Here is a 24,079-nt window from a genome sequence, read left to right as displayed (position 1 = left end):
GAAAAATCCGCATGTCGTGCAGGACTTAGAAACGTCGCAAATCGAGCGTCATCGGCAACTCGTCGGAGATTGTCAGGTTCGGTATCGGAAGTTTCCCCGGCGTATGTCCGATGCGGAAAAACCGCGCCATGCGCCGGCTCTCCGCTTCGTTGGCATTGACCGGCAAGGTCTCGTAATTGCGTCCGCCCGGGTGTGCAACGTGGTACTGGCAACCGCCCAGCGAACGCTGCATCCAGGTGTCGAGCAGGTCGAACACCAGCGGCGCATGCACCGGAATGGTCGGTTGCAGGCAGTTGGCTGGTTGCCAGGCCCGAAAGCGCACACCCGCGACGAACTCACCGATGCGCCCGGTCGGTTGCAGCGGCAGCGGAATGCCGTTGCAAGTCAGCAGATAACGCTGCGGCGGCAGGCCGCTGAGCTTGATCTGCAAACGCTCCAGCGACGAATCGACATATCGCACCGTGCCGCTAGCCGTACCCTCCTCGCCCAGCACATGCCAAGGCTCCAGCGCCTGGCGCAGCTCCATCTCGATGCCGCTGACCGCGTAATCGCCGACCTTGGGAAAACGGAACTCCAGATGCGCCGCGAACCACTCGGCGCGCAATGGATAACCGGCGTTGTTCAGTTCGACGATGACGTCGGCGAAATCCTGCTCGATAAAGTGCGGCAGCATAAAGCGATCGTGCAGCTCGGTGCCCCAGCGCGCCAGTTTCGGCGGCGCATATGGCTCGCGCCAGAATCGCGCAACCAGCGCGCGCAGCAACAACTGCTGAGCCAGGCTCATCCGCGCATGCGGCGGCATTTCGAAGGCGCGCAGCTCCAGCAGGCCGAGGCGCCCGGTGGCACCGTCCGGCGAATACAGTTTGTCGATACAGAACTCGGCGCGATGAGTGTTGCCGGTAACGTCGATCAGCAGATTGCGCAGCAGGCGATCCACCAGCCACGGCGCGCACTCTGCGCCCGGTTCCGGCATTTGCGCGAAGGCGATTTCCAGTTCGTACAAGGCGTCGTTGCGCGCTTCATCGACCCGCGGCGCCTGCGAGGTCGGGCCGATGAACAGGCCGGAAAACAGGTAGGACAGCGACGGGTGGTTGTGCCAGTAGCTGATCAGGCTGCGTAGCAGATCCGGGCGGCGCAGGAACGGTGAGTCCGCCGGGGTCGCGCCACCGAGGACGAAATGGTTGCCGCCGCCGGTGCCGGTGTGGCGCCCGTCGATCATGAATTTTTCGGTGGTCAGGCGGGTTTGCCGCGCCTGTTCATAGAGAAACTCGGTGCGCTCGACCAGCTCGTCCCAGGTCGCCGATGGCTGCACGTTGACCTCAATCACGCCCGGATCCGGGGTAATGCGGAAGTTGCTCAGGCGCGGATCACTCGGCGGCTCGTAACCTTCCAGCAGCACCGGGCAATGCAGCTCTTCGGCGGTGGCTTCGATGGCCGCCACCAGTTCCAGATAGTCCTCGACCCGCTCCAGCGGCGGCATGAACAGATACAGACGCCCTTCGCGGGCCTCGGCGCAGAAGGCGGTGCGGGTCAGCCAGTCGGCGGACTCGTCGACTCTCGGCGCACGTTCGGCGGCCGCGGCAGGTTCGGCATGGCTGTTGAGCTGGGTGGTGCCCGGCAGCTCGGGGAAGTCCTGATTCGGATCGTTGGGATGAATGAACGGATACTCGGCGGCCTTCACCCACGGCTGCGAGCCGAGCGGCAGGCGATAACCCAGCGGCGAATCCCCCGGCACCAGTCGGCAATGCTCGTCGCGCAGATACCAGCGCCCGCTCTGCCATTGATCACCCTTGGCGGTACGCGCCAGCGGCAGCACCTGGCCGATAACCTTATCCAGGCCCTGAGCGAAGACTTTGCGCAGACGCGCACGCTCCAGCGGTTCTTCCAGACGCGAGTCTTCAGCGCTGACGTTGCTCGGCAATGCGCCCTCACGCCAGAGGTAATAGAAATTATCCTCGTAAGCCGGGAACACGAAACGTGCCGGCAGTTTCAGGCGCTCGGCAACACTCGCCAGAAAGCGCCCGGCCAGTTCGCCATTGGCGCCGTAATCCTGTTGCTCGTCGGCGATCAGCGCGCTGTTGTGCCAGATCGGCACGCCGTCGCGGCGCCAATAGCAGTTGAGCGACCAGCGCGGCAATTGCTCGCCGGGGTACCACTTGCCCTGACCGAAATGCACCAGACCTTTCGGCGCATAGTGCTGGCGCATGCGCTGGAACAGTTCGGCGGAGAGGCGGCGCTTGTCCGGGCCCAGCGCGGCAGTGTTCCATTCGGCGCCATCGGGGTCGTCGATGGAGACGAAGGTCGGCTCGCCGCCCATGGTCAGGCGCACATCGTCTTTGAGCAGATCGGCGTCGATCTGTCGCCCCAGCGCCTGAATCGACAGCCACTGCTCATCGGTGTAGGGCTTGGTCACCCGTGGCGCTTCCCAGATCCGCTCCACCGACATTTCGTGGCTGAACTGGCATTCGCACGGTTCGACCAGACCACTGATCGGCGCCGCCGAGGATGGATCGGGACTACAGGCCAGCGGGATATGCCCTTCGCCGGCGAACAATCCGGACGTAGCATCCAGACCGATCCAGCCGGCCCCCGGCAAGTACACCTCGCACCAGGCGTGCAGGTCGGTGAAATCCACCTCGGTGCCGGACGGGCCGTCGAGGCTCTTCACGTCGGCGGTGAGTTGAATCAGGTAGCCGGAGACGAACCGCGCGGCCAGCCCGAGGTTGCGCAGCAGTTGCACCAGCAGCCACGCCGAGTCGCGGCAGGAGCCGGAGGCATGTTCGAGGGTGTGTTCCGGGGTTTGCACGCCCGGCTCCATGCGAATCAGGTAGCGAATGTCTTCGCTGAGACGCTGGTTGAGCATCACCAGGAAATCCACGGCGGGCAGCGGCGTACGGTCGATTCCGTCCAGATAGGCTTTAAATGCAGGCGTCAGCGGCAGCGTTTCGAGGTACGGCGCCAATTCCTTGCGTTCATCTGCGGCGTAAGTGAAGGGGATTTTCTCGGCATAGGGTTCGAGGAAGAAGTCGAAGGGGTTGAACACCACCATCTCGGCCAGCAGATCGACCTCGATGCGCAACTCATCGGTTTTCTCGGGGAACACCAGCCGCGCGAGGTAGTTGCCCTGCGGGTCTTGCTGCCAGTTGATGAAATGCTGCTCGGGCGAGACCTTCAGCGCATACGAGAGGATCCGCGTGCGGCTGTGGGCGGCCGGGCGCAGGCGTACGATCTGCGGGCCGAGTTCGACAGCGCGGTCGTAGCGGTAATGCGTGACGTGATGCAATGCGACATGAATCGACACGGCGTGCCTCCTGCGAGCCTAAGCGTATTCGAAAGCGCGCAAGACTTATGCCATGCAGGGGCTTGGGCGCTTTCCCGGAATGCTCAGGGCAGTACAGCACCAAAATCGGGCGATGCGGGGAAATGGTTCGAGGAAGTTGCGCCTAAATGTGGCGGCAGTGGTAGATGCGGCGCCTGAGATGACGCCTTCGCGAGCAAGCCCGCTCCCACGGGAGTACGTATTCCAATGTGGGAGCGGACTTGCTCGCGAAAGGGCCAGTCGTTACAGCACACTTCTTGAACCCTGAAATGCAAAACGCCAACCCGAAGGTTGGCGTTCTGTTGAAACAAAAAGCGACTTAGCGCGGTACGACCGGCTTGCGAGCCGGCTTCGGCCCCTTGCCCTTGGCCGCTTCCTTGCGCTCCTTGGCCGCCTGCTGGTTGCGGGCGAACGCCGCAGCCTTGGCTTGTTCACGCTTGTCCCAAGGATTGCCACCGTCGCTGGCACGCGGCGGCAGGCCGGTGTGCTGGGTGAGAATCTTGGTGGTCTTCTCTTTCGCGACCTTATGGCTGCCGGCCGGCGTCGAATTCTTGCGACGGGCGCTCTGGTAGCTGTCGGTAGCCGGCTGGTGCAGCGGGATCAGCTGATTCTTGCCCGGCCCGATCAGGTCGGCGCGGCCCATGCGGGTCAGCGCTTCACGCAGCATCGGCCAGCCTTTCGGATCGTGATAACGCAAGAACGCCTTGTGCAGACGCCGCTGCTCTTCGCTCTTGACGATGGTCACACCGTCGCTCTTGTAGGTGACCTTGCGCAGCGGGTTCTTGCCCGAGTGGTACATCGCGGTCGCGGTGGCCATCGGCGACGGATAGAACGCCTGCACCTGGTCGGCACGGAAACCGTTGCCCTTGAGCCACAGCGCCAGGTTCATCATGTCTTCGTCAGTGGTGCCCGGGTGCGCGGCGATGAAGTACGGGATCAGGTACTGCTCTTTGCCTGCTTCCTTGGTGTACTTCTCGAACATCCGCTTGAAGCGGTCGTAGGTACCGATCCCCGGCTTCATCATCTGGTTGAGCGGACCTTCCTCGGTGTGTTCCGGGGCGATCTTCAGGTAACCGCCGACGTGGTGGGTCACCAGCTCTTTGACGTACTCCGGCGACTCGACCGCGAGGTCGTAACGCAGGCCGGAGGCGATCAGGATCTTCTTCACACCCGGCAAGGCACGGGCGCTGCGGTACAGCTGAATCAGCGACGAGTGGTCGGTGTTCAGGTTCGGGCAGATGCCCGGGAACACGCAGGACGGCTTGCGGCACGCGGATTCGATTTCCGGGCTCTTGCAGGCGATGCGGTACATGTTCGCGGTCGGGCCGCCGAGGTCGGAAATGACGCCGGTGAAGCCTGGAACCTTGTCGCGGATCTCTTCGATTTCGCGAATGATCGACTCTTCGGAACGGTTCTGGATGATCCGGCCTTCGTGCTCGGTGATCGAGCAGAAAGTGCAGCCGCCGAAGCAGCCACGCATGATGTTTACCGAGAAGCGGATCATGTCGTAGGCCGGGATCTTCTCCTTGCCATACGCCGGGTGCGGAACCCGTGCGTAAGGCATGCCGAACACGTAGTCCATTTCTTCAGTGGTCATCGGAATCGGCGGCGGGTTGAACCAAACGTCGATCTCGCCATGTTTCTGCACCAGCGCGCGGGCATTGCCCGGGTTGGTTTCCAGGTGCAGCACGCGGTTGGCGTGGGCGTACAGAACCGGGTCGTTACGCACCTTTTCCATCGACGGCAGGCGGATCACGGTCTTGTCGCGGGTCATGCGCGGGCTGGCCAGGATCTGTACGACCTTGGCTTCCTCGGGATCATCTACCGGGCCCTTCTCTTGCTCGATGGCGCAAGCCTGGGTGTCCTGGGTGTTGACGTACGGGTTGATGATCTTGTCGATCTTGCCCGGACGGTCGATGCGCGTGGAATCGACTTCGTACCAGCCCTGCGGCGTGTCACGGCGGATGAACGCGGTGCCGCGCACGTCGGTGATGTCTTCGATCTTGTGCCCGTAGGACAGACGCTGGGCGACTTCGACGATGGCGCGCTCGGCGTTGCCGTACAGCAGAATGTCGGCGCTGGCGTCGATCAGGATCGAGTTGCGCACGCGATCCTGCCAGTAGTCGTAGTGGGCGATGCGACGCAGGGAAGCTTCGATGCCGCCGAGGACGATCGGCACATGTTTGTACGCTTCCTTGCAGCGCTGGCTGTAGACCAGGCTCGCGCGATCCGGACGTTTGCCCGCCATGCCACCCGGGGTGTAGGCGTCGTCGGAACGGATTTTCTTGTCCGCGGTGTAGCGGTTGATCATCGAGTCCATGTTGCCGGCCGCGACGCCGAAGAACAGGTTCGGCTCGCCGAGCTTCATGAAGTCGTCTTTGGATTGCCAGTTCGGCTGGGCAATGATCCCGACGCGGAAGCCCTGGGACTCCAGCAGCCGGCCGATGATCGCCATGCCGAACGACGGGTGATCGACGTAGGCATCACCGGTGACGATGATGATGTCGCAGGAATCCCAGCCGAGCTGATCCATCTCCTCCCTGCTCATCGGCAGGAATGGCGCTGGCCCGAAACATTCGGCCCAGTACTTTGGATAGTCAAATAACGGCTTGGCTGCTTGCATGTCGATAACCGGTGTTGGCTTTCATTGAATTTCGCGGGCGCGGAATATAGCACAAATTTTGACCAATTCCGACGGCTGTGGTCGGAAATTGCGCCACGCCCATTCGCGAGCAAGCCCGCTCCCACATTTGAATGCATTCCAAGTGTGGGAGCGGGCTTGCTCGCGAAGGCGTCAGATCAAACGATGAAGAATTTACTCGTCGTCGTCGAAGTTGTAACTGCCCGGCGCGAGGTTTTCGAAGCGGGTGTACTTACCGATAAAGGCCAGGCGGATAAAGCCGATCGGGCCGTTCCGCTGCTTGCCGATGATGATTTCGGCAATGCCCTTGTGTTCGGTTTCCGGGTGATACACCTCGTCCCGGTATACGAACATGATGACGTCGGCGTCCTGCTCGATCGCTCCGGATTCCCGCAAGTCGGAGTTCACCGGACGCTTGTTGGGACGTTGTTCCAGGGAGCGGTTGAGCTGCGACAGCGCCACCACCGGGCAGTTGAATTCCTTGGCCAGGGCTTTGAGGGATCGGGAGATTTCGGAAATCTCGTTGGTCCGGTTATCACCGCTGGAACCCGGGATCTGCATCAACTGCAGGTAGTCGATCATGATCAGGCCGATGTCGCCGTGCTCGCGCACCAGACGTCGGGTCCGCGCGCGCATTTCCGACGGGCTGATGCCGGCGGTATCGTCGATGAACAGTTTGCGATCATTGAGCAGGTTGACCGCCGAGGTCAGGCGCGGCCAGTCGTCGTCTTCGAGCTGGCCGGAACGCACCTTGGTCTGGTCGATACGACCGAGGGACGAAAGCATACGCATGATCAGCGATTCACCTGGCATCTCGAGGGAATACACCAGCACCGCTTTGTCGCTGCGCAATACGGCGTTTTCCACCAGGTTCATGGCGAAGGTGGTCTTACCCATCGACGGACGGCCAGCGACGATGATCAGGTCGGACGGCTGCAGGCCACTGGTCTTCTCGTCCAGGTCGGTATAACCGGTGGACAGACCGGTGATTGCGTCGGCGGTGTTGAACAGGGTGTCGATGCGATCGATGGCCTTGGTCAACAGTTCGTTGACCCCCACCGGGCCGCCGGTCTTCGGCCGCGCCTCGGCGATCTGGAAGATCTGCCGTTCGGCCTCGTCGAGGATCTCTTCGGCTGTACGGCCTTCCGGGTTGAACGCGGCGTCGGCAATTTCGGTGCTGATACCGATCAACTGACGCAACGTCGCCCGCTGGCGAACAATCTGCGCATAGGCCTTGATGTTGGCGACGGACGGCGTGTTTTTCGCCAGTTCGCCTAGGTAACCGAGGCCGCCGACCTGAGATGTCTGACCTTCCTTGTCCAATTGCTCGGCCAGGGTCACGACGTCGATCGGCATGTTCTGATCGGCCAGTTTGGCGATCGCCCGGAAGATCAAACGGTGGTCATGTCGGTAGAAATCGCCGTCGGAGACTTGATCAAGCACACGTTCCCAGGCGTTGTTGTCCAGCATCAAACCACCGAGTACGGCCTGTTCGGCCTCGATGGAATGCGGCGGCACCTTCAGGGCAGCGGTTTGCAGATCGTATTGCTCGGGAGCGGTGATTTCGTTCATGGCCACTTGGAGTCAGGTTTGAAAACGGGAGTACCAGAAAGACAAAGGGCACGACCTGTAAACAGGATCGTGCCCGATGTTACCGGCAAGCACCCGAGGGTGCCAGCCGACAAGTATTGCTTAAGCTGCTACCACGACAACGCGTACGGTGGCTTCAACTTCGGCGTGCAGGTGCACAGCCACGTCGAATTCACCCACGTTGCGGATGGTGCCGTTCGGCAGACGAACTTCGCTCTTCTGCACTTCAACGCCGGAGGCGGTCAGTGCGTCAGCGATGTCGTGAGTACCGATCGAACCGAACAGCTTGCCTTCGTCGCCAGCGGTGGCAGTGATGGTCACTTCCAGCTCGGCCAGTTGGGCAGCACGGCTTTCAGCCGATGCTTTACGGTCTGCGGCGGCTTTTTCCAGCTCGGCACGACGCTCTTCGAACGCAGCCAGGTTGGCAGCGGTCGCAGCGGTAGCCTTGCCGAAAGGCAGCAGGTAGTTACGGCCGTAACCGGCCTTAACGTTTACTTTGTCGCCCAGGTTGCCCAGGTTGGCGATTTTTTCCAGAAGGATCAGTTGCATGTGGAAATCCTCTTAACTTTTAACCTTCACCGTTCGCGTTATCGGTGTCTTTCGACACGTGACGACCGCGAAAATCAATCAGGCTGTCGACAATGGCCAGAACCACGAGCAACGGATAGATCAGCTGCATGAACAGCAGCAGTGTCACGTACAACCCCACCAGCCAGAAACCGGCCAGTCGCTTCTGCCCGACCAGCCCGTGAATCAGGGCGAGTCCGGCGAACACCAGCGGTACACTGCACAACGGCGTCAACATGGCCATCTGTGCACCGAGATTCGGGCCCAGAAGCATCAACGCCAGCAGCAACATCGCCGGCCCCAGCGGGATCCGGATGGCGCGAAACTCGCGACCAAAACCACCCGGGTTGTACAACAACGCCTGCCAATGCCGCCCGACAATCAGGCTCAGCACGCTGACGATCTGCAACAACGCCGCAATCAGTCCGGTCAGGACCGGTGCAATCAGGGACGCGAACCGCGCTTGCTCATCGACCGACAATTGCTTGTAGGTTTCACCAAGAAGCGCCGGCATGACCTTTATCAAGGCCTGCGCGAGCATCTCGATCTGGGCCGCAAACGCCGCCCCGAGCACCACTGAAAACACCACTCCAATCACTACGCTGACCAGCAGCGTTCGAACCCAGGACTCGCTTGCGCGCAACACCAACGCAAGCCCCGAAGACCCCAGCAGCACCAGAAGTGCCCGTGGATCATCGGCATACAGCCACCAGACCAAAGCCGGCAGCAGCCCGAGAGACAGAACACCCAGGGCGTCCGTCAGTCCGCGCCGCAGAAGCACAAGGCTCCCGGCGGCAGCACCCAACCAATACAACAACGGCAATGTTGCACATCCGGCCACCACGAGAGTGGCCTGCATACGGCCTCGCATGATGAACTCAGCTAAGGCACGCATGCATTCAATCCTTTGCTACTTGTCGACTGCCCGGTCTCAGCGGCCGTGGCTGTCGGTGTAGGCCAGCAGGGCCAGGAAGCGGGCGCGCTTGATAGCGGTGGCCAGCTGACGCTGATAACGAGCTTTGGTACCGGTGATGCGGCTTGGAACGATTTTGCCGGTCTCGGATACGTAGGCTTTCAGAGTGTTGAGATCTTTGTAATCGATCTCTTTCACGTCTTCAGCGGTGAAGCGGCAGAATTTACGACGACGGAAGAAACGTGCCATTTGATAGGCTCCTTAAAAGGTCCGTGGATTACTCGTCAGCGTTATCGCTGTTGTCGCTGTCATCACCCTCAACGCCATCAGCGTCGGAGTGCTCAGGACGGTCGCGACGCTCACGGCGCTCACTGCGGTTTTCTTCAGCCTTGAGCATCTCGGACTGGCCGGTAACGGCTTCGTCGCGACGGATGACCAGGTTACGGATCACAGCATCGTTGTAGCGGAAGTTGTCTTCCAGCTCGGCCAGGGCCTTGCCAGTGCACTCAACGTTCAGCATCACGTAGTGAGCCTTGTGAACATTGTTGATTGCGTAGGCCAGTTGACGACGGCCCCAGTCTTCCAGACGGTGGATTTTGCCGCCGTCTTCTTCGATCAGCTTGGTGTAACGCTCAACCATGCCGCCGACTTGCTCGCTCTGGTCAGGGTGGACCAGAAAGATGATTTCGTAATGACGCATGAATGCTCCTTACGGGTTGTAGCCTGCCGCTCAAAAACGGTCAGACAAGGAGTGAATGACACTTATGGACTTGCTGGCGCGGGGCACATGCGTGCCTGCCGTCACAGCAAGGGGCGCAATTGTAGAGAAGGGACTGCGCAGGTGCAAGGCAATTGGTGATTATTTGAACAATCACCGGATACAGGCCACACCACAAAACAATGTAGGAGTGAGCCTGCTCGCGATGAGGGCGCAACATTCAACTTTGATGCTGAATGTAACTCCGCTATCGCGAGCAGGCTCACTCCTACAGGGGATTTGCAACAGGTCAGGCTTTCTTGGCAGCAGCCTTGGCCTTGGCACCGCGTTGACGCTGCGCTTCGAACAGGCACACACCGGTTGCCACGGACACGTTGAGGCTGCTGACGCTGCCGGCCATCGGCAGGTTCACCAGATAGTCGCAGTGCTCGCGAGTCAGGCGACGCATGCCTTTGCCTTCGGCGCCCATGATCAGGATGGTCGGGCCGGTCAGGTCCTGGTCATAAATGCTGACCTCGGCCTCACCCGCCGTGCCGACAACCCACAGACCGCGCTGCTGGAGCTTTTCCAGAGTGCGCGCCAGGTTGGTCACCGCCACCAGTGGAATCACTTCCGCCGCGCCGCAGGCCACTTTACGCACCACCGGCGTCAGGGTAGCCGACTTGTCCTTGGGCACAATCACCGCCAGCGCGCCGGCAGCATCCGCCGACCGCAGGCAGGCGCCGAGGTTGTGCGGGTCGGTCACGCCGTCGAGCACCAGCAACAGCGGTGCGCCTTCGGTACGGTCGAGCAGCTCGTCGAGCATCGCCTCGCCCCAGACCTGGCTCGGACTGACGTCCGCCACCACGCCCTGGTGTACGCCTTCAACCCAGGCGTCCATTTCGCGGCGCTCGGCCTGACCGATCTGCACACGATTTTCGTTGGCCAGCTCGATCAGGGTCTGCACGCGCGGATCGTTGCGGCTTTCGGCCAGCCAGATCTGCTTGACGCGTTTAGGGTGGTGACGCAGCAACGCTTCTACCGCGTGAACGCCGTAGATTTTTTCCAACTGACTCATGACTTCGCCTTCGGTTTACGCGACCCGCCACTTTTGGCTGGAGCCGAACCCGCTTTCGGCGGGCCTTTACGGTGTTTGCTCGGTTTGGCTGGCTTGCCGCCGACGGCCTTCTCAGGCGCCGACCGTCCGGTCTTTCCCCCAGACGCCGCTTTACCACCGCTTTTGGCTTCGGCCAGCAAGGCCTTCTTCAATTCACGGCTTTTGCGCAGCTCGGCGTTTTTCGCCACGGCATCGCTCGGGCGATAGGCTTCGACAGCTTTTTCCTTGGCCGGACGACGGCTGGCGGTTTTCGCCGGAGCCTTGTCTTCCACAGCCTTGCTCGCAGGTGCTGCGGTATCGGCGCCACGTTTCTTGCGACCGATCGGTGCGCTGATGGTTTTTTCTGCCATCTCGAAGTCGATCTTGCGCTCGTCGAGGTCGACGCGCATCACGCGCACTTCAACGGTATCGCCAAGACGGAAGCTGCGACCGGTGCGCTCGCCCGCCAGGCGGTGATGCACAGGGTCGAAGTGGTAGTAATCGCCCGGCAGCGCGGTGACGTGCACCAGGCCTTCGACGTAGATATCGGTCAGTTCGACGAACAGACCAAAACCGGTCACGGCGGTGATCACGCCCGGGAACGATTCGCCCACACGATCTTTCATGAACTCGCACTTGAGCCAGTTCACCACGTCGCGGGTGGCTTCGTCGGCACGGCGCTCGCTCATCGAGCACTGCTCGCCGAGTTGCTCCAGCGCCGCTTCGTCGTACGGATAGATGCGTGCCTTCGGAATGGTCATCGCCCCGGCACGACGAACGTGCGGGGTGTCCTGTTTCGAATGGATCACGCTGCGGATGGCGCGGTGCGTGAGCAGGTCCGGGTAACGACGGATCGGCGAGGTGAAGTGGGTGTAGGCTTCGTAATTCAGGCCGAAGTGGCCTTCGTTCTGGGCGCTGTACACCGCCTGGCTCAGGGAGCGCAGCATCACGGTCTGGATCAGATGGAAATCCGGACGATCCTTGATGCTTGCCAACAGAGCCTGATAGTCCTTTGGCGACGGGCCGTCCTTGCCTTTGTGCAGGGACAGGCCGAGCTCGCCGAGGAAGGCGCGCAGTTTTTCCAGACGTTCCGGTGGCGGGCCATCGTGGACACGGTACAGCGCAGGAATTTCGTGCTTCTTGAGGAATTCGGCAGTGGCCACGTTGGCCGCCAGCATGCATTCCTCGATCAGCTTGTGCGCATCGTTACGAGTAGTCGGACGAATTTCGGCAATCTTGCGCTCGGAACCGAAGATGATCCGGGTTTCCTGCGTTTCGAAATCGATCGCGCCACGCACGTGACGAGCAGCCAGCAACACTTTGTACAGCGCATAGAGCTGCTTGAGGTGCGGCACCACGTCGGTGTATTCGCCGCGAAGCTTGCGCGCTTCGGTGGCTTTCGGGGTTTCCAGCATCGCGCTGACCTTGTTGTAGGTCAGACGGGCGTGGGAATGGATCACCGCTTCATAGAAGCAGTAGTCGGTCATTTCGCCGGACTTGGAGATGGTCATCTCGCAAACCATGGCCAGACGATCGACGTGCGGGTTCAGCGAGCACAGGCCGTTGGACAGCTGCTCCGGCAGCATCGGCACCACGCGCTCGGGGAAGTACACCGAGTTGCCGCGCACCTGGGCTTCGTTGTCCAGCGCCGAACCGATCTTCACGTAGCTGGAAACGTCGGCAATCGCCACGTACAACTTCCAGCCGCCGGAGAACAGGCGCAGCTTGCCCGGTTTGGCTTCGCAGTAGACCGCGTCGTCGAAGTCGCGGGCATCTTCGCCGTCGATGGTGACGAACGGCAGATGGCGCAGGTCGACGCGCTTCTCTTTGTCTTTCTCTTCGACTTCCGGCTTGAGCTTGGCGGCTTCTTTGAGCACCGCTTCAGGCCAGACGTGCGGAATGTCGTAGGTACGCAGCGCGACATCGATTTCCATGCCCGGCGCCATGTAGTTGCCGACCACTTCGACCACATCGCCTTGCGGCTGGAAGCGCGGCGTCGGCCAGTGGGTGATTTTCACCTCGACGAACTGACCGATCTGCGCGTTGGCATTACGGCCTGGCGTAACCAGCACTTCCTGCTGGATCTTCGGATTGTCGGCAACAACGAAACCGATACCGCCCTCTTCGAAGTAGCGACCGACGATGGTTTCGTGGGCACGGGACACCACTTCGACGATCACGCCTTCACGGCGGCCACGACGGTCAAGACCGGACACCCGTGCCAGCGCACGGTCGCCATCGAACACCAGACGCATCTGCGCCGGGCTCATGAACAGGTCATCGCTACCGTCGTCCGGCACCAGGAAGCCGAAACCGTCACGGTGACCGCTGATGCGGCCGAGGATCAGGTCGAGCTTGTCCACCGGCGCATAGGTGCCACGGCGGGTGTAGATCAATTGAGCGTCGCGCTCCATGGCGCGCAGGCGGCGGCGCAGGGCTTCGATCTGGTCTTCTGTGGTCAGACCAAACTCTTCGACCAGTTGCTCGCGGGCAGCAGGCGACCCCCGATCGGCGAGATGCGCCAGGATCAGTTCGCGGCTGGGAATAGGGTTTTCATATTTTTCCGCTTCACGAGCGGCCTCGGGATCGAGGGACTGCCAATCGGCCATTAGAGAGTTTTCACCTTGTCTATATGCGGGTTAGTTTGGCATAGGCGCCATCAAACGGGAAATTTCCGACTCTATAAGGCCCTTCTGGAGCCTTGTATCGACGCCTGAAAGCCCTTTTGAACACCGCTGGTAAAAAAAATCATTTTTTTTGCTGACAGGGGTTTACAGTTAAAAAGGCGCTCCGTATAGTGCGCGCCATCGACGACGTACATACGTTGACGAGATGCCCAGGTGGTGAAATTGGTAGACACGCCAGCTTCAGGTGCTGGTGACCTTACGGTCGTGGAAGTTCGAGTCTTCTCCTGGGCACCAATTTCGAGTTTGAGACTAGATCAGTTTCAAGACTCACACAAAACCCGCGAAAGCGGGTTTTTTGCATTCCGGGGAAAGGTTTTGTTAAACCCGATTAATTAAAATTAAATCAGGGGTTTACAGATCAAAAAGCGCTCCGTATAGTGCGCCACATCAACAGCGGCAACGCTTGCGATGAATGCCCAGATGGTGAAATTGGTAGACACGCCAGCTTCAGGTGCTGGTGACCTTACGGTCGTGGAAGTTCGAGTCTTCTTCTGGGCACCAATTCAAACTCAAGGTTACGACGTTGAGTTTCCCAAAAACCCGCGAAAGCGGGTTTTTGCGTTTCTGGCCTTTAAAACCTGCAAGCCTCTGTGGCGAGGGAGCTTGCTCCCGCTGGGATGCGCAGCATTCCTCGCTTTTACATCAGTCATGCCCTCTCTCAGGATTAACGACTGCTACGCAGCCGAGCGGGAGCAAGCTCCCTCGCCACAAATGATCACCAGATCATGCTCTAGCAAACCTCCGCCCTCCTCGCAAGGCGCACTTGAGAAACAATATCGTTTATCATTGTTGCAAGTTTTTGCAATGCGACAGTGAGGAACCCTGCGAATGATGTTTCGAAATACCCTGCGCCGCGGCTTGACCTTCACCCTGCTCGGCCTGGCACTCGCCACTCCCCTCACCCAGGCAGCCGATGCGGTTTCCCTGACGCTCTATAACGGTCAACACAAAGAAGTCGGCGATGCGATCGCCAAGGCTTTCGAGGCCAAGACCGGCATTCACGTCAACGTACGCAAGGGCAGCAGCAACCAGCTCGCCAGCCAGGTCATCGAAGAAGGCGACCGTTCCCCCGCCGACGTGATCTACACCGAAGAATCTCCTCCGCTGAACAACCTCGGCGAGCAAGGCCTGCTGGCCAAGACTGACGACGCCACGCTGGCCGTGCTGCCTAAGCAATACGTCGCCGGCAACGGCACCTGGATCGGTGTCACCGCGCGGGTTCGCGTGGTTGCCTACAACCCGAAACTGGTCGATGAGAAAGACCTGCCGAAGTCGGTGATGGAATTCTCCGATCCGAAGTGGCAAGGCAAAGTCGGTTTCGTCCCGACCAGTGGCGCCTTCCAGGAACAGGCCGTGGCGATCATCAAGATGCACGGTCGCGACGCCGCCGAAGAATGGCTGACCGGCCTGCGCGCTTTCGGCAAGACCTACAGCAACAACATGGTCGCGCTCAAAGCCGTGGAAAACGGCGAAGTCGCCACCGTGCTGGTGAACAACTACTACTGGTTCGCCCTGCAGCGCGAGAAAGGCAAGCTCGACTCGAAACTGCATTACTTCACCGGTGGCGACGTTGGCGGACTGATCACGGTTTCCAGCGCTGCCGTGCTGAAGTCCAGCAAACACCCAAAAGAAGCCCAGCAATTCCTTGCCTACATGGCCAGTGAGGAAGGCCAGCGCGTGATCACTCAGACCACCGCCGAATACCCGCTGCACAACGGTATGGAATCGGATCGCGGGCTCAAGCCGTTCAGCGAACTGCAAGCGCCGAACGTGACCCCGGCCGATCTGGGCAACGCCGAGGAAGCGCTGGAGCTGGAACGTGAAGTTGGCCTGAACTGATGGCCGCATCGTTATCAGCCCCCGCCGCGCGCGGGGGTTACGTGCCACGACGCAAGCGCCCGTCGATCTGGCTGGTGCTGCCGGTTTTATTGCTGGTGGTCATGAGCCTGTTGCCACTGGCTTACGTCGGCCTGAAAGCCTGGCAAGCCGGGTGGACGGAGGCGCTGCACTTGTTGTGGCGCCCGTACGTGTTCGGCTTGCTGCGCAACACTTTGGCGCTGATGGTTGGGGTGACGCTGACGTGCGGCGTGATCGGCCTGTCACTGGCCTGGTTGCTGGAGCGCAGCAATCTGCCGGGCCGACGCCTGTGGGGCGTGATTCTGTGCCTGCCGTTCGCCGTGCCGGCGTTTGTCAGCAGCTTCACCTGGGTGTCGCTGAGCGCGCAGTTCGAAGGCCTCGGCGGGGCGATTCTGGTGATGAGCCTGTCGAAGTATCCGTTGATCTTTCTACCGGTCGCGGCGACCCTGCGCAACCTCGATCCGTCCCTCGAAGAGTCGGCTCGCACCTTGGGGCAAAATCGCTGGGGCGTGTTTTTCCGCGTCACTCTGCCGCTGCTCTGGCCGTCGCTGCTGGCCGGCTCGCTGCTGATTGCCCTGCATATGCTGGTTGAGTTCGGCGCATTGTCGATCATCGGCCTGCAAACTTTCACCACCGCGATCTACCAGCAATTCGAACTGGAATTCAGCAACGCCAACGCGGCGATGCTCTCGGCGGTGCTGCTCGCGCTGTGTCTGATGCTGTTGTGGCTGGAGCTGCGGGTGCGCGGTAAAGGGCGCCATGTGCGCACCGGCCAGGGTGCAGCGCGTCGAGCCGAGCAAGTGCGGTTGGGGCCGTGGGCGGTTGCCGGTCAGTTGTATTGCCTGTTGCTGGCGATTATCGGCAGCGGGATCCCGTTGGGCATGCTCGCGTACTGGCTGGCGGTCGGCTCATCGGCAGCCTTCCCGGTCGCGGCGATCACCGAAGCCCTGCTGTCCTCACTGGCCTTGTCGCTCGGTGGCGCAGCGCTGTGCTTGCTGCTGGCGGTGCCGGTCGGGCTGCTGGTGGTGCGTTACAAGGGCCAACTGGCGATCTGGGCCGAACGCCTGCCATATCTGCTGCATGCGCTGCCAGGCCTGGTGATCGCGCTGACGCTGGTGTATTTCGCCCTGCACTACGTGCCGGCGCTGTACCAGACCTCGGCATTGCTGCTGATCGCTTATGCGCTGCTGTTTCTACCATTGGCACAGGCGCCGATTCGCACGGCATTGAACAAGGCTGCGCCGCAGCTGGAAGAAGCGGCACGCACGTTGGGGGCCTCGTCATTCACAGCGTTTTGCCGGGTGACCCTGCCGATCATTTTCCCGGCACTGGGTGCGGCGTTTGCGCTGGTGTTTCTGGATGCGATGAAGGAACTGACGGCGACACTGCTGCTCAGTCCGACCGGGCTGAACACGCTGGCGACCGAGGTCTGGGCGCATACCGCGAATGTCGAGTTCGCGGCGGCAGCGCCTTATGCGGCGTTGTTGATTGTGGTGTCGGGGTTGCCGGTATATCTGCTGACGACGCGGATGTATCTGAGCCGCTGAAGTCGCCTTCGCGAGCAAGCCCGCTCCCACAGTTTGACCGAGCCCCACCAGAGGAATGCGATCGAATGTGGGAGCGAGCTTGCTCGCGAAGAGGCCCGCCAGACGACCTCAAGCCCTGAACTGCCCCAGGCTGGCTTTCAACTGCGCCGCCAAACCATCCAGCACCTTGCCACTGGCCGTAGTTTCCACCACCGCCTGCGCCGCTTTCTCGGCCTGGGCATGAATCGTTTCGACCCGTCCGCGCACTGCCTGCGCGCCCTGCGCCTGATGCGCCGCTGCCTGGGTCGCCAGACCGATCGCCGCATGCACCTGCTCGACTGAGGCCTGCACCGACTGCTGCAACCGTGCGCTGTCGCGCAACACCAGCAAACCTTCGCTGGCCTGACGCCCCGCCTGACCGATCGCTTCTACCGCCTCACGCGCGCCCTGCTGCAACGCGACGATGTGCGCCTGAATGTCGCCGGTCGAGCTTTGCGTCTTGCTCGCCAAGGCGCGCACCTCGTCCGCGACCACGGCAAAACCGCGCCCGGTCTCACCGGCCCGCGCCGCTTCGATCGCCGCATTCAAGGCCAGCAGGTTAGTTTGCTCGGCGATGCCGTGAATCACCGTCAGCACCACTTCAATCTGTTCACTTTGTTGCGCCAGCCGCTCGATGACTTTCGCCCCGGTGTCGACCTGCCCGGCCAGCGCCTCGATCAGGCTGCCGACTTTCGCCGAGGTACGAGTGTTTTCATCGGTGGCCTGGCGAATATCCACCACCTGCTTCAACGCCGCCTGCATGGCATGGCTTTCCGATTGCGCCTCGTCAGCCATCTGCGACAGCGCGCGCAGGCTTTCCGCCACCTCATCACGCTGCATGCCGGCCGCCGCGTCGGCACCGGCATTGCGCAGGGTCATGGCGCCGATTTCCACACCGGTACGCTGGGCCACGTCGCCCGCCTCGCGCACGATCGGCTGCAACTTATCCACAAAACGATTGACCGCCGAGGCCATGTCGCCGATTTCGTCCTTGCTGTTGATCTGCACGCGCTTGGTCAGATCGCCCTCGCCTGCCGCCAGATCGTCCATCGCCGCATTGAGCATCTTCAAGCGATTGACCACCCGATGCCCAAGCACCACCGCCAGCAACAACAGCACGCCGCAACCGACCAGCGCCAGACCCATGCCGATACGCCAGCGCAAGGTCGCGGCGGCGTCCTGCACGGTGCCGGTGGTGTTGGCCTTCATCTCGGCGGCGGTAGATTGCGCCGACTGCAGGCGCGCCTGCATCGCTGCCGCGCTGTCGGCGGCAGCGCCCTTGAGGCTATCGCCGACCAGTTGATCACTGCTGGCGATCAGCGCCGAGAAGCGCTGGTCGAGCGCGGCCAGATCGGTTTCCACCGACGCCGTCGAAACGCCCATCAGCACTTTGCCGATTTCCACGCCGTTGGGATTGATCGAAGCTTCAAGGTAGTAGACCGACGGATCGTTTTTCGCCGCGTCCAGCACCTTGTCCAGCGCGCGTTCGCCCTGGCCTTTTTCCAGCAAGGCCTTGTTGATCGGGTTTTCTCGGTTGAGATAGCGCGTCAGATGCTGCCCGGTGGCATCGTCGTAAACCACGAACAACACGTTGGGATTGCGCTGGGCGCGACGAGCAAATTCGGACAGGGTCGGCACGTCGCTGTCCCACATGGCACGCGGCGCCACCGAGGCGAGCAACTGAGCCATGTCATTGGCCGAGTCCTTGAGATCTTTTTCCAGTGTCGTACGCAGTTGCGCCTGCTCGTCCTTCAGACGCGCGGACAGGCCGGCGGTCAGACGCTGCCGGGTACTGGAGGAAAGGTTATCGAGGCTTGAGGTGACTTCACGCCCGGCCTGCTCCAGTTCGCCGGAGAGCTTTTGGCTGTCAGCGCCCAGACGAGTGCCGAGATCGGCTTCCAGCGCCGTGACCGTGCTTCGTGTCAGGGCGACTGCCACCAGCACTTGCACCAAAAGGGCGATACCAAGGGTAACGAACACGGGCCGCAACAAACGGCTTTGTAACAGTGAGAGAACGGCCGACACTGTGAATCCCTCTACTTCTGACGCCATTAATTTGATGGCACTCTTGTAGGAAGATTTACAGCAAAGGTCATGCCGTCCAACAGGCATAAACGACAAAGGCCCCGATTAAGGGGCCTTTGTTTTTTACATCAACGACTTATCAAGCGAACGGATGGCGCAGAACGATGGTTTCGTTGCGATCCGGGCCCGTCGAAATAATGTCGATCGGCGCACCGATCAACTCTTCAACGCGCTTGATGTAGGCACGAGCGTTAGCTGGCAGCTCTTCCAGGGACTTGGCGCCCACGGTCGATTCGGTCCACCCCGGCACTTCTTCGTACACAGGCTGCAGGCCTACGTAGCTGTCAGCGTCGGTCGGCGCCACGGCGTTGCCTTGCGCGTCTTTGTAACCGATGCAGATGTTGATGGTTTCCAGGCCATCGAGTACGTCCAGCTTGGTCAGGCAGATGCCCGAGATGCTGTTCACATCGATAGCGCGACGCAGGATAACGGCGTCGAACCAGCCGCAACGACGGGCACGGCCGGTGGTTGCGCCGAACTCGTGACCTTGCTTGGCCAGGTGCGCACCCACTTCGTCGAACAGCTCAGTCGGGAATGGACCCGAACCGACGCGAGTGGTGTAAGCCTTGGTGATGCCCAGGATGTAGTCGAGGAACATCGGGCCAACGCCCGAACCGGTCGCCACGCCACCGGCGGTGGTGTTGGAACTGGTCACGTACGGGTAGGTACCGTGGTCGATGTCGAGCAACGAACCCTGGGCACCTTCGAACATGATGTCTTTGCCGGCGCGACGCAGGTCGTGCAGCTCGGCAGTCACGTCGAGCATCAGCGGCTTGAGCAGCTCGGCGTATTCCTTGCACTCGGCCAGGGTCTTTTCGAACTCGATGGCCGGCTCTTTGTAGTAACCGACCAGCATGAAGTTGTGGTAATCCACCAGCTCACGCAGCTTGTCTTCGAAACGCGGCATGTTCAGCAGATCGCCCACGCGCAGGCCACGACGTGCAACCTTGTCTTCGTAAGCCGGGCCGATGCCGCGACCGGTAGTACCGATCTTCAGCTCGCCACGGGCTTTTTCACGGGCCTGGTCCAGCGCCACGTGGAAGGACAGGATCAGCGGGCAGGACGGGCTGATACGCAGGCGCTCGCGCACCGGTACGCCTTTCTCTTCCAGCTTGGTGATCTCACGCAGCAGGGCGTCAGGTGCAACCACCACACCGTTGCCGATCAGGCACTGCACGCCTTCGCGCAGCACGCCCGACGGGATCAGGTGCAAGACGGTTTTCTCGCCGTCGATCACCAGGGTGTGGCCAGCGTTGTGGCCACCTTGGTAGCGCACTACGGCGGCAGCATGTTCGGTCAGCAGATCAACGATCTTGCCTTTGCCCTCATCACCCCATTGGGTGCCCAGGACTACGACATTCTTACCCATAACACTTGTCCTCATTCGCGCAAACTTGGTGCCGGCGATGGCCGGCAGGAAAACTCAAGAAGCCAGTGGCGATACTTGCCAAAGCCCGTTCTGCTGAATCAATTGCCGGTCGCAGTCCGCATCACGGGCGGCGGCCAAAGGTTGTCCAGGCAATGCCTGAACGACACGCTGACCCTCACTGCGCAACTGGCAGACCTGCTGCCAGAGTGCCGCATCCGTACTGTCAGGCATCCAGATACCGCCAGACGGTAGCTCGATCTCAGCACGCCCCAGGGTCACCAGGGTTTTCAAATCGGTGGAAAAACCAGTCGCCGGACGCGCGCGCCCAAAATCCGCGCCGATGTCGTCGTAGCGACCGCCCTGAGCGATGGACTGGCCCACGCCCGGGACAAACACCGCGAACACCACACCGGTGTGGTAGTGGTAGCCGCGCAGCTCGCCCAGATCGAAGTACAGCGGCAACTGCGGGAAACGCGCCGCCAGACGATCGGCGATCTCCAGCAAATCTTCCAGCGCCGCCAGCACCGGCGCCGGCGCACTGGCCAGGCGCTCACGGGCGGCAGTCAGCACCTCACGGCCGCCACACAGGTCGACCAGCGCCCGCAGCATGCCGGACAGATCGGCCGGCAGGCCTTCGGTCAAGGTAATGACCTCGTCGATGGCCTTGCGTTGCAACGCATCGAACAACTGCTGCTCGACTTCACCGGACAGACCGGCGGCGCGCGCCAGACCACGGTAGATGCCGACATGGCCAAGGTCCATGTGCACATCCGGCACATCAGCCAGTTGCAGCATGGCCAGCATCAGGCTGATGACTTCCACGTCGCTGCTCGGGCTGGCATCGCCGTACAGCTCGGCACCCAGTTGAATCGGGCTGCGCGAGGACGACAGTGCGCGCGGCTGGGCATGCAGCACGCTGCCGGCGTAGCACAGGCGGCTCGGGCCTTCGCGACGCAGGGTGTGCGCATCGATGCGCGCCACTTGCGGCGTGATGTCGGCCCGGAACCCCATCTGCCGACCCGACTGCGGGTCGATGACCTTGAAGGTACGCAGATCCAGGTCCTGGCCCGCACCGGTCAGCAGGGATTCCAGGTACTCGATATGGGGAGTCACGACAAACTCGTAACCCCAGCTCTGGAACAGATCCAACACCTGACGACGCGCGACTTCAATGCGCGCCGCTTCCGGTGGCAGTACTTCTTCGATGCCATCTGGCAGCAGCCAGCGGTCTACCGTTGCCATTACGCCATTCCCCTTTGATCCGGGCGGCCAGCCTGCGGGCGAGCCTTGAGTGAAGCAGAAAATGACCGATCCGTTCAAAACGCACGCGCATGAACGACGCGGCGAAAGGCCTGTTACCGGCTTCGCCCATCACTTTCCTCGAAAATCTCTCGGGCCATTCAACCCGATGCCTGCAACAAAAAACAGCAATCAAACGTGCAGACGCAAAAAAGCCGGGAATTTCCCGGCTGCCGCATCATACACACGTTTTCCCAAAGGATCACCCCGCCCGAGGTTTTAGCCGCCGGGCGGAATGATTCAGGTCAACGTCGTATCAAGGCTTGGACTTTTCCAGGTAACGGAAGAAGTCGCTGCTTGGGTCGAGAACCATGACGTCGGATTTGTTCGCGAAGCTTTCACGGTAGGCACGCAGGCTACGGTAGAAACCGTAGAACTCCTGATCCTGACCGTAGGCCTTGGAGTAGATCGCAGCGGCCTGGGCATCGCCGTCACCGCGAATCTCTTCGGATTCACGATAGGCTTCAGCCAGCAGCACGCGGCGTTGACGATCGGCGTCGGCACGGATGCCTTCAGCCAGCTCGTTACCCTTGGCGCGATGCTCGCGAGCTTCACGCTCACGCTCGGTGCTCATACGCTCGAACACGCTGCGGTTCACTTCTTTCGGCAGATCGATGGTTTTGACCCGGACATCGACCACTTCGATCCCCAGCTCTTTTTCCGCCATCTTGTTCAGCGATGCGGTGATGTCAGCCATCAGCGCATCACGCTCACCCGACACGACTTCGTGCAGGGTGCGCTTGCCGAACTGGTCACGCAGACCGGACTCCAGACGACGGGACAGACGCTCGTCGGCGATCTGCTTGAGGCCGGACGTCGCGGTGTAGAAACGCTCGGCATCTTTCACCCGCCACTTGGCGTAGGCATCGACCATCACGGCTTTCTTTTCCAGGGTCAGGAAGCGCTGTGTCGGTGCATCCAGCGTCATCAGACGTGCGTCGAATTTACGCACCTGGTTAACGTAAGGCACTTTCACATGCAGGCCCGGCTGAACATCGGCCTGAACCACACGACCGAATTGCAGCAGCACCGCACGCTCGGTCTGAGCCACGATATAGAAGCAGTTCCAGCCCACCAGTACCACGACGACGCCTACGATCAGGGCGATCAGCGATTTATTGCTCATCAGCGGGTCTCCCTTGTACGTGTCTGCGGCACGTCAGAGACATGCGGCGTGACGTCCGTGTTGTTGCTGGCGGCGGCCGAACCGGTAACCGGTGCATTGCCGCCCGAACTGTTCTGGATCATTTTGTCCAACGGCAGGTAAAGCAGGTTGCTCTGGCCGTCCTTGTTGCCGGTTACGAGTACCTTGCTGGTATTACTGAAGACTTCCTGCATGGTGTCCAGATACAGACGCTGGCGGGTGACTTCAGGCGCCTTGCGATACTCGGCGACCAGTTTGGTAAAGCGATCAGCCTCACCCTTGGCGCGGGAGACCGTTTCGTCGCGGTAACCGTTGGCATCCTCGAGGATACGCTGGGCCTGACCACGGGCTTCCGGCACGACGCCGTTTGCGTAGGTTTCCGCCTGGTTGCGCGAACGCTGCTCGTCTTCACGGGCGCGGATCACGTCGTCAAAGGCTTCCTGCACTTCACGCGGTGCCGCTGCGCTCTGTACGTTGACCTGAGTGACGGTGATACCAGTGCGATAGGTATCGAGGAAACGTTGCAGACGCTCCTTGATTTCGCTGGCCATCAGTTCACGACCTTCGGTCAGCACCTGGTCCATGGCGGTTGAACCCACCACATGGCGCAGGGCGCTGTCGGTCGCATGCTGCAGGCTGATTTCCGGCTGATCAACGTTCAGCACGAAGTCCTGCAGGTTGCTGATCTTGTACTGCACGGTCAGCGGCACTTCGACGATGTTCTCGTCTTCGGTCAGCATCTGGCCCTGCTTGGTGTAGGCACGCTCACGCGTGACGTTCTCCATGTACTTCTTGTCGATCGGCGGGAAATAGATGTTCAGGCCGGGACCGACCGTCTCGTAGTACTTGCCGAAGCGCAGCACCACGGCTTGCTCCTGCTCGTCGACCACATAGACCGCGCTGTACAGCCAGACAGCCGCCAGCACGACGAGGCCGATGCCGAGCAGACCGCCGAAGCCGCCACCACTCCTGCCCGAACCACCGCCGTCATCACCACCGCGTTTCTTACCACCACCGAACAACCCGTTCAGGCTTTCCTGCAGCTTTCGGAAGGCCTCGTCGAGATCCGGTGGCCCCTTGCGGTCGCCGTTATTGCGGCGCTTGCCACCCCAAGGATCCTGATTATTCGAGTTGCCACCCGGCTCATTCCAAGCCATAGCGCTCTCCATCTGATAAAGCAAAGACGCACCCACGGCGCGCCGACCAATGCTACAGAATGCCTGCCGTTGCGGCACAACCGCTTTGCCAGG

General features: G+C 61.1%; 16 protein-coding genes and 2 tRNA genes. 4 read left to right on the top strand and 14 right to left on the bottom strand.

Annotation, left to right across the window (positions count from 1 at the left end; all coding sequences use genetic code 11):
• Positions 1–25 precede the first annotated feature (25 nt).
• The 9 genes from AC1RBR_RS02955 to rnr form a co-directional block, all read right to left on the bottom strand.
• A complete protein-coding gene (locus AC1RBR_RS02955) occupies positions 26–3,301 on the bottom strand; it encodes a transglutaminase family protein (protein WP_492562906.1) in 3,276 nt (1,091 codons plus the stop codon).
• A 337-nt stretch (positions 3,302–3,638) separates the two neighbouring features.
• A complete protein-coding gene (locus AC1RBR_RS02950) occupies positions 3,639–5,942 on the bottom strand; it encodes a YgiQ family radical SAM protein (RefSeq protein WP_166496022.1) in 2,304 nt (767 codons plus the stop codon).
• 192 nt (positions 5,943–6,134) lie between these two features.
• Positions 6,135–7,532, bottom strand: a complete 1,398-nt coding sequence (gene dnaB, locus AC1RBR_RS02945) for a replicative DNA helicase (RefSeq protein WP_003221138.1) — start codon at positions 7,530–7,532, stop codon at positions 6,135–6,137.
• A 120-nt stretch (positions 7,533–7,652) separates the two neighbouring features.
• Positions 7,653–8,099 (bottom strand): 50S ribosomal protein L9, encoded by a 447-nt coding sequence (rplI, locus tag AC1RBR_RS02940; protein ID WP_003221136.1) that lies wholly within the window; start codon positions 8,097–8,099, stop codon positions 7,653–7,655.
• Between the two features lie 19 nt (positions 8,100–8,118).
• Positions 8,119–9,012, bottom strand: coding sequence for a hypothetical protein (locus AC1RBR_RS02935; RefSeq protein WP_115985406.1), 894 nt, complete (start codon positions 9,010–9,012; stop codon positions 8,119–8,121).
• A gap of 36 nt (positions 9,013–9,048) precedes the next feature.
• Positions 9,049–9,279 carry a 30S ribosomal protein S18 gene (gene rpsR / locus AC1RBR_RS02930; RefSeq protein ID WP_002551829.1) on the bottom strand — a complete coding sequence of 77 codons (231 nt, stop codon included), beginning with the start codon at positions 9,277–9,279 and terminating at the stop codon, positions 9,049–9,051.
• Between the two features lie 28 nt (positions 9,280–9,307).
• A complete protein-coding gene (rpsF, locus tag AC1RBR_RS02925; protein ID WP_003221133.1) occupies positions 9,308–9,730 on the bottom strand; it encodes a 30S ribosomal protein S6 in 423 nt (140 codons plus the stop codon).
• 307 nt (positions 9,731–10,037) lie between these two features.
• Complete coding sequence (gene rlmB / locus AC1RBR_RS02920; RefSeq protein ID WP_007967448.1) at positions 10,038–10,805, bottom strand: 23S rRNA (guanosine(2251)-2'-O)-methyltransferase RlmB; 768 nt, start codon at positions 10,803–10,805, stop codon at positions 10,038–10,040.
• Positions 10,802–13,432 carry a ribonuclease R gene (rnr, locus tag AC1RBR_RS02915; RefSeq protein ID WP_027611420.1) on the bottom strand — a complete coding sequence of 877 codons (2,631 nt, stop codon included), beginning with the start codon at positions 13,430–13,432 and terminating at the stop codon, positions 10,802–10,804. The genes rlmB and rnr overlap by 4 nt, the downstream gene beginning before the upstream one ends.
• A gap of 225 nt (positions 13,433–13,657) precedes the next feature.
• On the opposite strand from rnr, the gene AC1RBR_RS02910 reads away from it, so the two are divergent.
• The 4 genes from AC1RBR_RS02910 to AC1RBR_RS02895 all read left to right on the top strand — a co-directional run bounded on the left by AC1RBR_RS02910 (position 13,658) and on the right by AC1RBR_RS02895 (position 16,914).
• Positions 13,658–13,744: transfer RNA gene (locus AC1RBR_RS02910), tRNA-Leu, on the top strand.
• A gap of 180 nt (positions 13,745–13,924) precedes the next feature.
• A tRNA-Leu gene (locus tag AC1RBR_RS02905) sits at positions 13,925–14,011 on the top strand.
• 327 nt (positions 14,012–14,338) lie between these two features.
• The gene (locus AC1RBR_RS02900; protein WP_492562903.1) at positions 14,339–15,349 is read left to right on the top strand and encodes an extracellular solute-binding protein; all 1,011 of its coding nucleotides are present in this window, start codon (positions 14,339–14,341) and stop codon (positions 15,347–15,349) included.
• Positions 15,349–16,914 carry an ABC transporter permease gene (locus tag AC1RBR_RS02895; protein WP_492562901.1) on the top strand — a complete coding sequence of 522 codons (1,566 nt, stop codon included), beginning with the start codon at positions 15,349–15,351 and terminating at the stop codon, positions 16,912–16,914. Before AC1RBR_RS02900 ends, AC1RBR_RS02895 begins: the two co-directional genes overlap by 1 nt.
• A gap of 108 nt (positions 16,915–17,022) precedes the next feature.
• Here the strand turns inward: AC1RBR_RS02895 and AC1RBR_RS02890 are convergent, their stop codons facing one another.
• The 5 genes from AC1RBR_RS02890 to hflK form a co-directional block, all read right to left on the bottom strand.
• Positions 17,023–18,957: a methyl-accepting chemotaxis protein gene (locus AC1RBR_RS02890; protein WP_492562899.1), complete on the bottom strand. Its 1,935-nt coding sequence runs from the start codon at positions 18,955–18,957 to the stop codon at positions 17,023–17,025.
• Between the two features lie 139 nt (positions 18,958–19,096).
• Positions 19,097–20,386, bottom strand: coding sequence for an adenylosuccinate synthase (locus AC1RBR_RS02885; RefSeq protein ID WP_492562897.1), 1,290 nt, complete (start codon positions 20,384–20,386; stop codon positions 19,097–19,099).
• A 54-nt stretch (positions 20,387–20,440) separates the two neighbouring features.
• Positions 20,441–21,628 (bottom strand): ATP phosphoribosyltransferase regulatory subunit, encoded by a 1,188-nt coding sequence (locus AC1RBR_RS02880; protein WP_492562895.1) that lies wholly within the window; start codon positions 21,626–21,628, stop codon positions 20,441–20,443.
• A gap of 313 nt (positions 21,629–21,941) precedes the next feature.
• On the bottom strand, positions 21,942–22,811 hold the full coding sequence (gene hflC, locus AC1RBR_RS02875) for a protease modulator HflC (RefSeq protein WP_047600702.1): 870 nt from the start codon (positions 22,809–22,811) through the stop codon (positions 21,942–21,944).
• Positions 22,811–23,986 carry an FtsH protease activity modulator HflK gene (hflK, locus tag AC1RBR_RS02870; protein ID WP_103368237.1) on the bottom strand — a complete coding sequence of 392 codons (1,176 nt, stop codon included), beginning with the start codon at positions 23,984–23,986 and terminating at the stop codon, positions 22,811–22,813. Before hflK ends, hflC begins: the two co-directional genes overlap by 1 nt.
• Positions 23,987–24,079 lie beyond the last annotated feature (93 nt).

Source organism: Pseudomonas sp. GW823-FHT01D03, from assembly GCF_058798255.1.
The sequence above is the reverse complement of the archived record's forward strand: the minus strand, read 5'-3'. Positions and strand labels throughout refer to the sequence as shown.

Excerpts from the sequence above, each read along its gene's own strand:
- AC1RBR_RS02950 (WP_166496022.1), bottom strand. The coding sequence starts at position 5,942 with ATGCAAGCAGCCAAGCCGTTATTTGACTATCCAAAGTACTGGGCCGAA.
- dnaB (WP_003221138.1), bottom strand. The coding sequence starts at position 7,532 with ATGAACGAAATCACCGCTCCCGAGCAATACGATCTGCAAACCGCTGCC.
- rplI (WP_003221136.1), bottom strand. The coding sequence starts at position 8,099 with ATGCAACTGATCCTTCTGGAAAAAATCGCCAACCTGGGCAACCTGGGC.
- AC1RBR_RS02935 (WP_115985406.1), bottom strand. The coding sequence starts at position 9,012 with ATGCGTGCCTTAGCTGAGTTCATCATGCGAGGCCGTATGCAGGCCACT.
- rpsR (WP_002551829.1), bottom strand. The coding sequence starts at position 9,279 with ATGGCACGTTTCTTCCGTCGTCGTAAATTCTGCCGCTTCACCGCTGAA.
- rpsF (WP_003221133.1), bottom strand. The coding sequence starts at position 9,730 with ATGCGTCATTACGAAATCATCTTTCTGGTCCACCCTGACCAGAGCGAG.
- rlmB (WP_007967448.1), bottom strand. The coding sequence starts at position 10,805 with ATGAGTCAGTTGGAAAAAATCTACGGCGTTCACGCGGTAGAAGCGTTG.
- rnr (WP_027611420.1), bottom strand. The coding sequence starts at position 13,432 with ATGGCCGATTGGCAGTCCCTCGATCCCGAGGCCGCTCGTGAAGCGGAA.
- AC1RBR_RS02900 (WP_492562903.1), top strand. The coding sequence starts at position 14,339 with ATGATGTTTCGAAATACCCTGCGCCGCGGCTTGACCTTCACCCTGCTC.
- AC1RBR_RS02895 (WP_492562901.1), top strand. The coding sequence starts at position 15,349 with ATGGCCGCATCGTTATCAGCCCCCGCCGCGCGCGGGGGTTACGTGCCA.
- AC1RBR_RS02885 (WP_492562897.1), bottom strand. The coding sequence starts at position 20,386 with ATGGGTAAGAATGTCGTAGTCCTGGGCACCCAATGGGGTGATGAGGGC.
- AC1RBR_RS02880 (WP_492562895.1), bottom strand. The coding sequence starts at position 21,628 with ATGGCAACGGTAGACCGCTGGCTGCTGCCAGATGGCATCGAAGAAGTA.
- hflC (WP_047600702.1), bottom strand. The coding sequence starts at position 22,811 with ATGAGCAATAAATCGCTGATCGCCCTGATCGTAGGCGTCGTCGTGGTA.
- hflK (WP_103368237.1), bottom strand. The coding sequence starts at position 23,986 with ATGGCTTGGAATGAGCCGGGTGGCAACTCGAATAATCAGGATCCTTGG.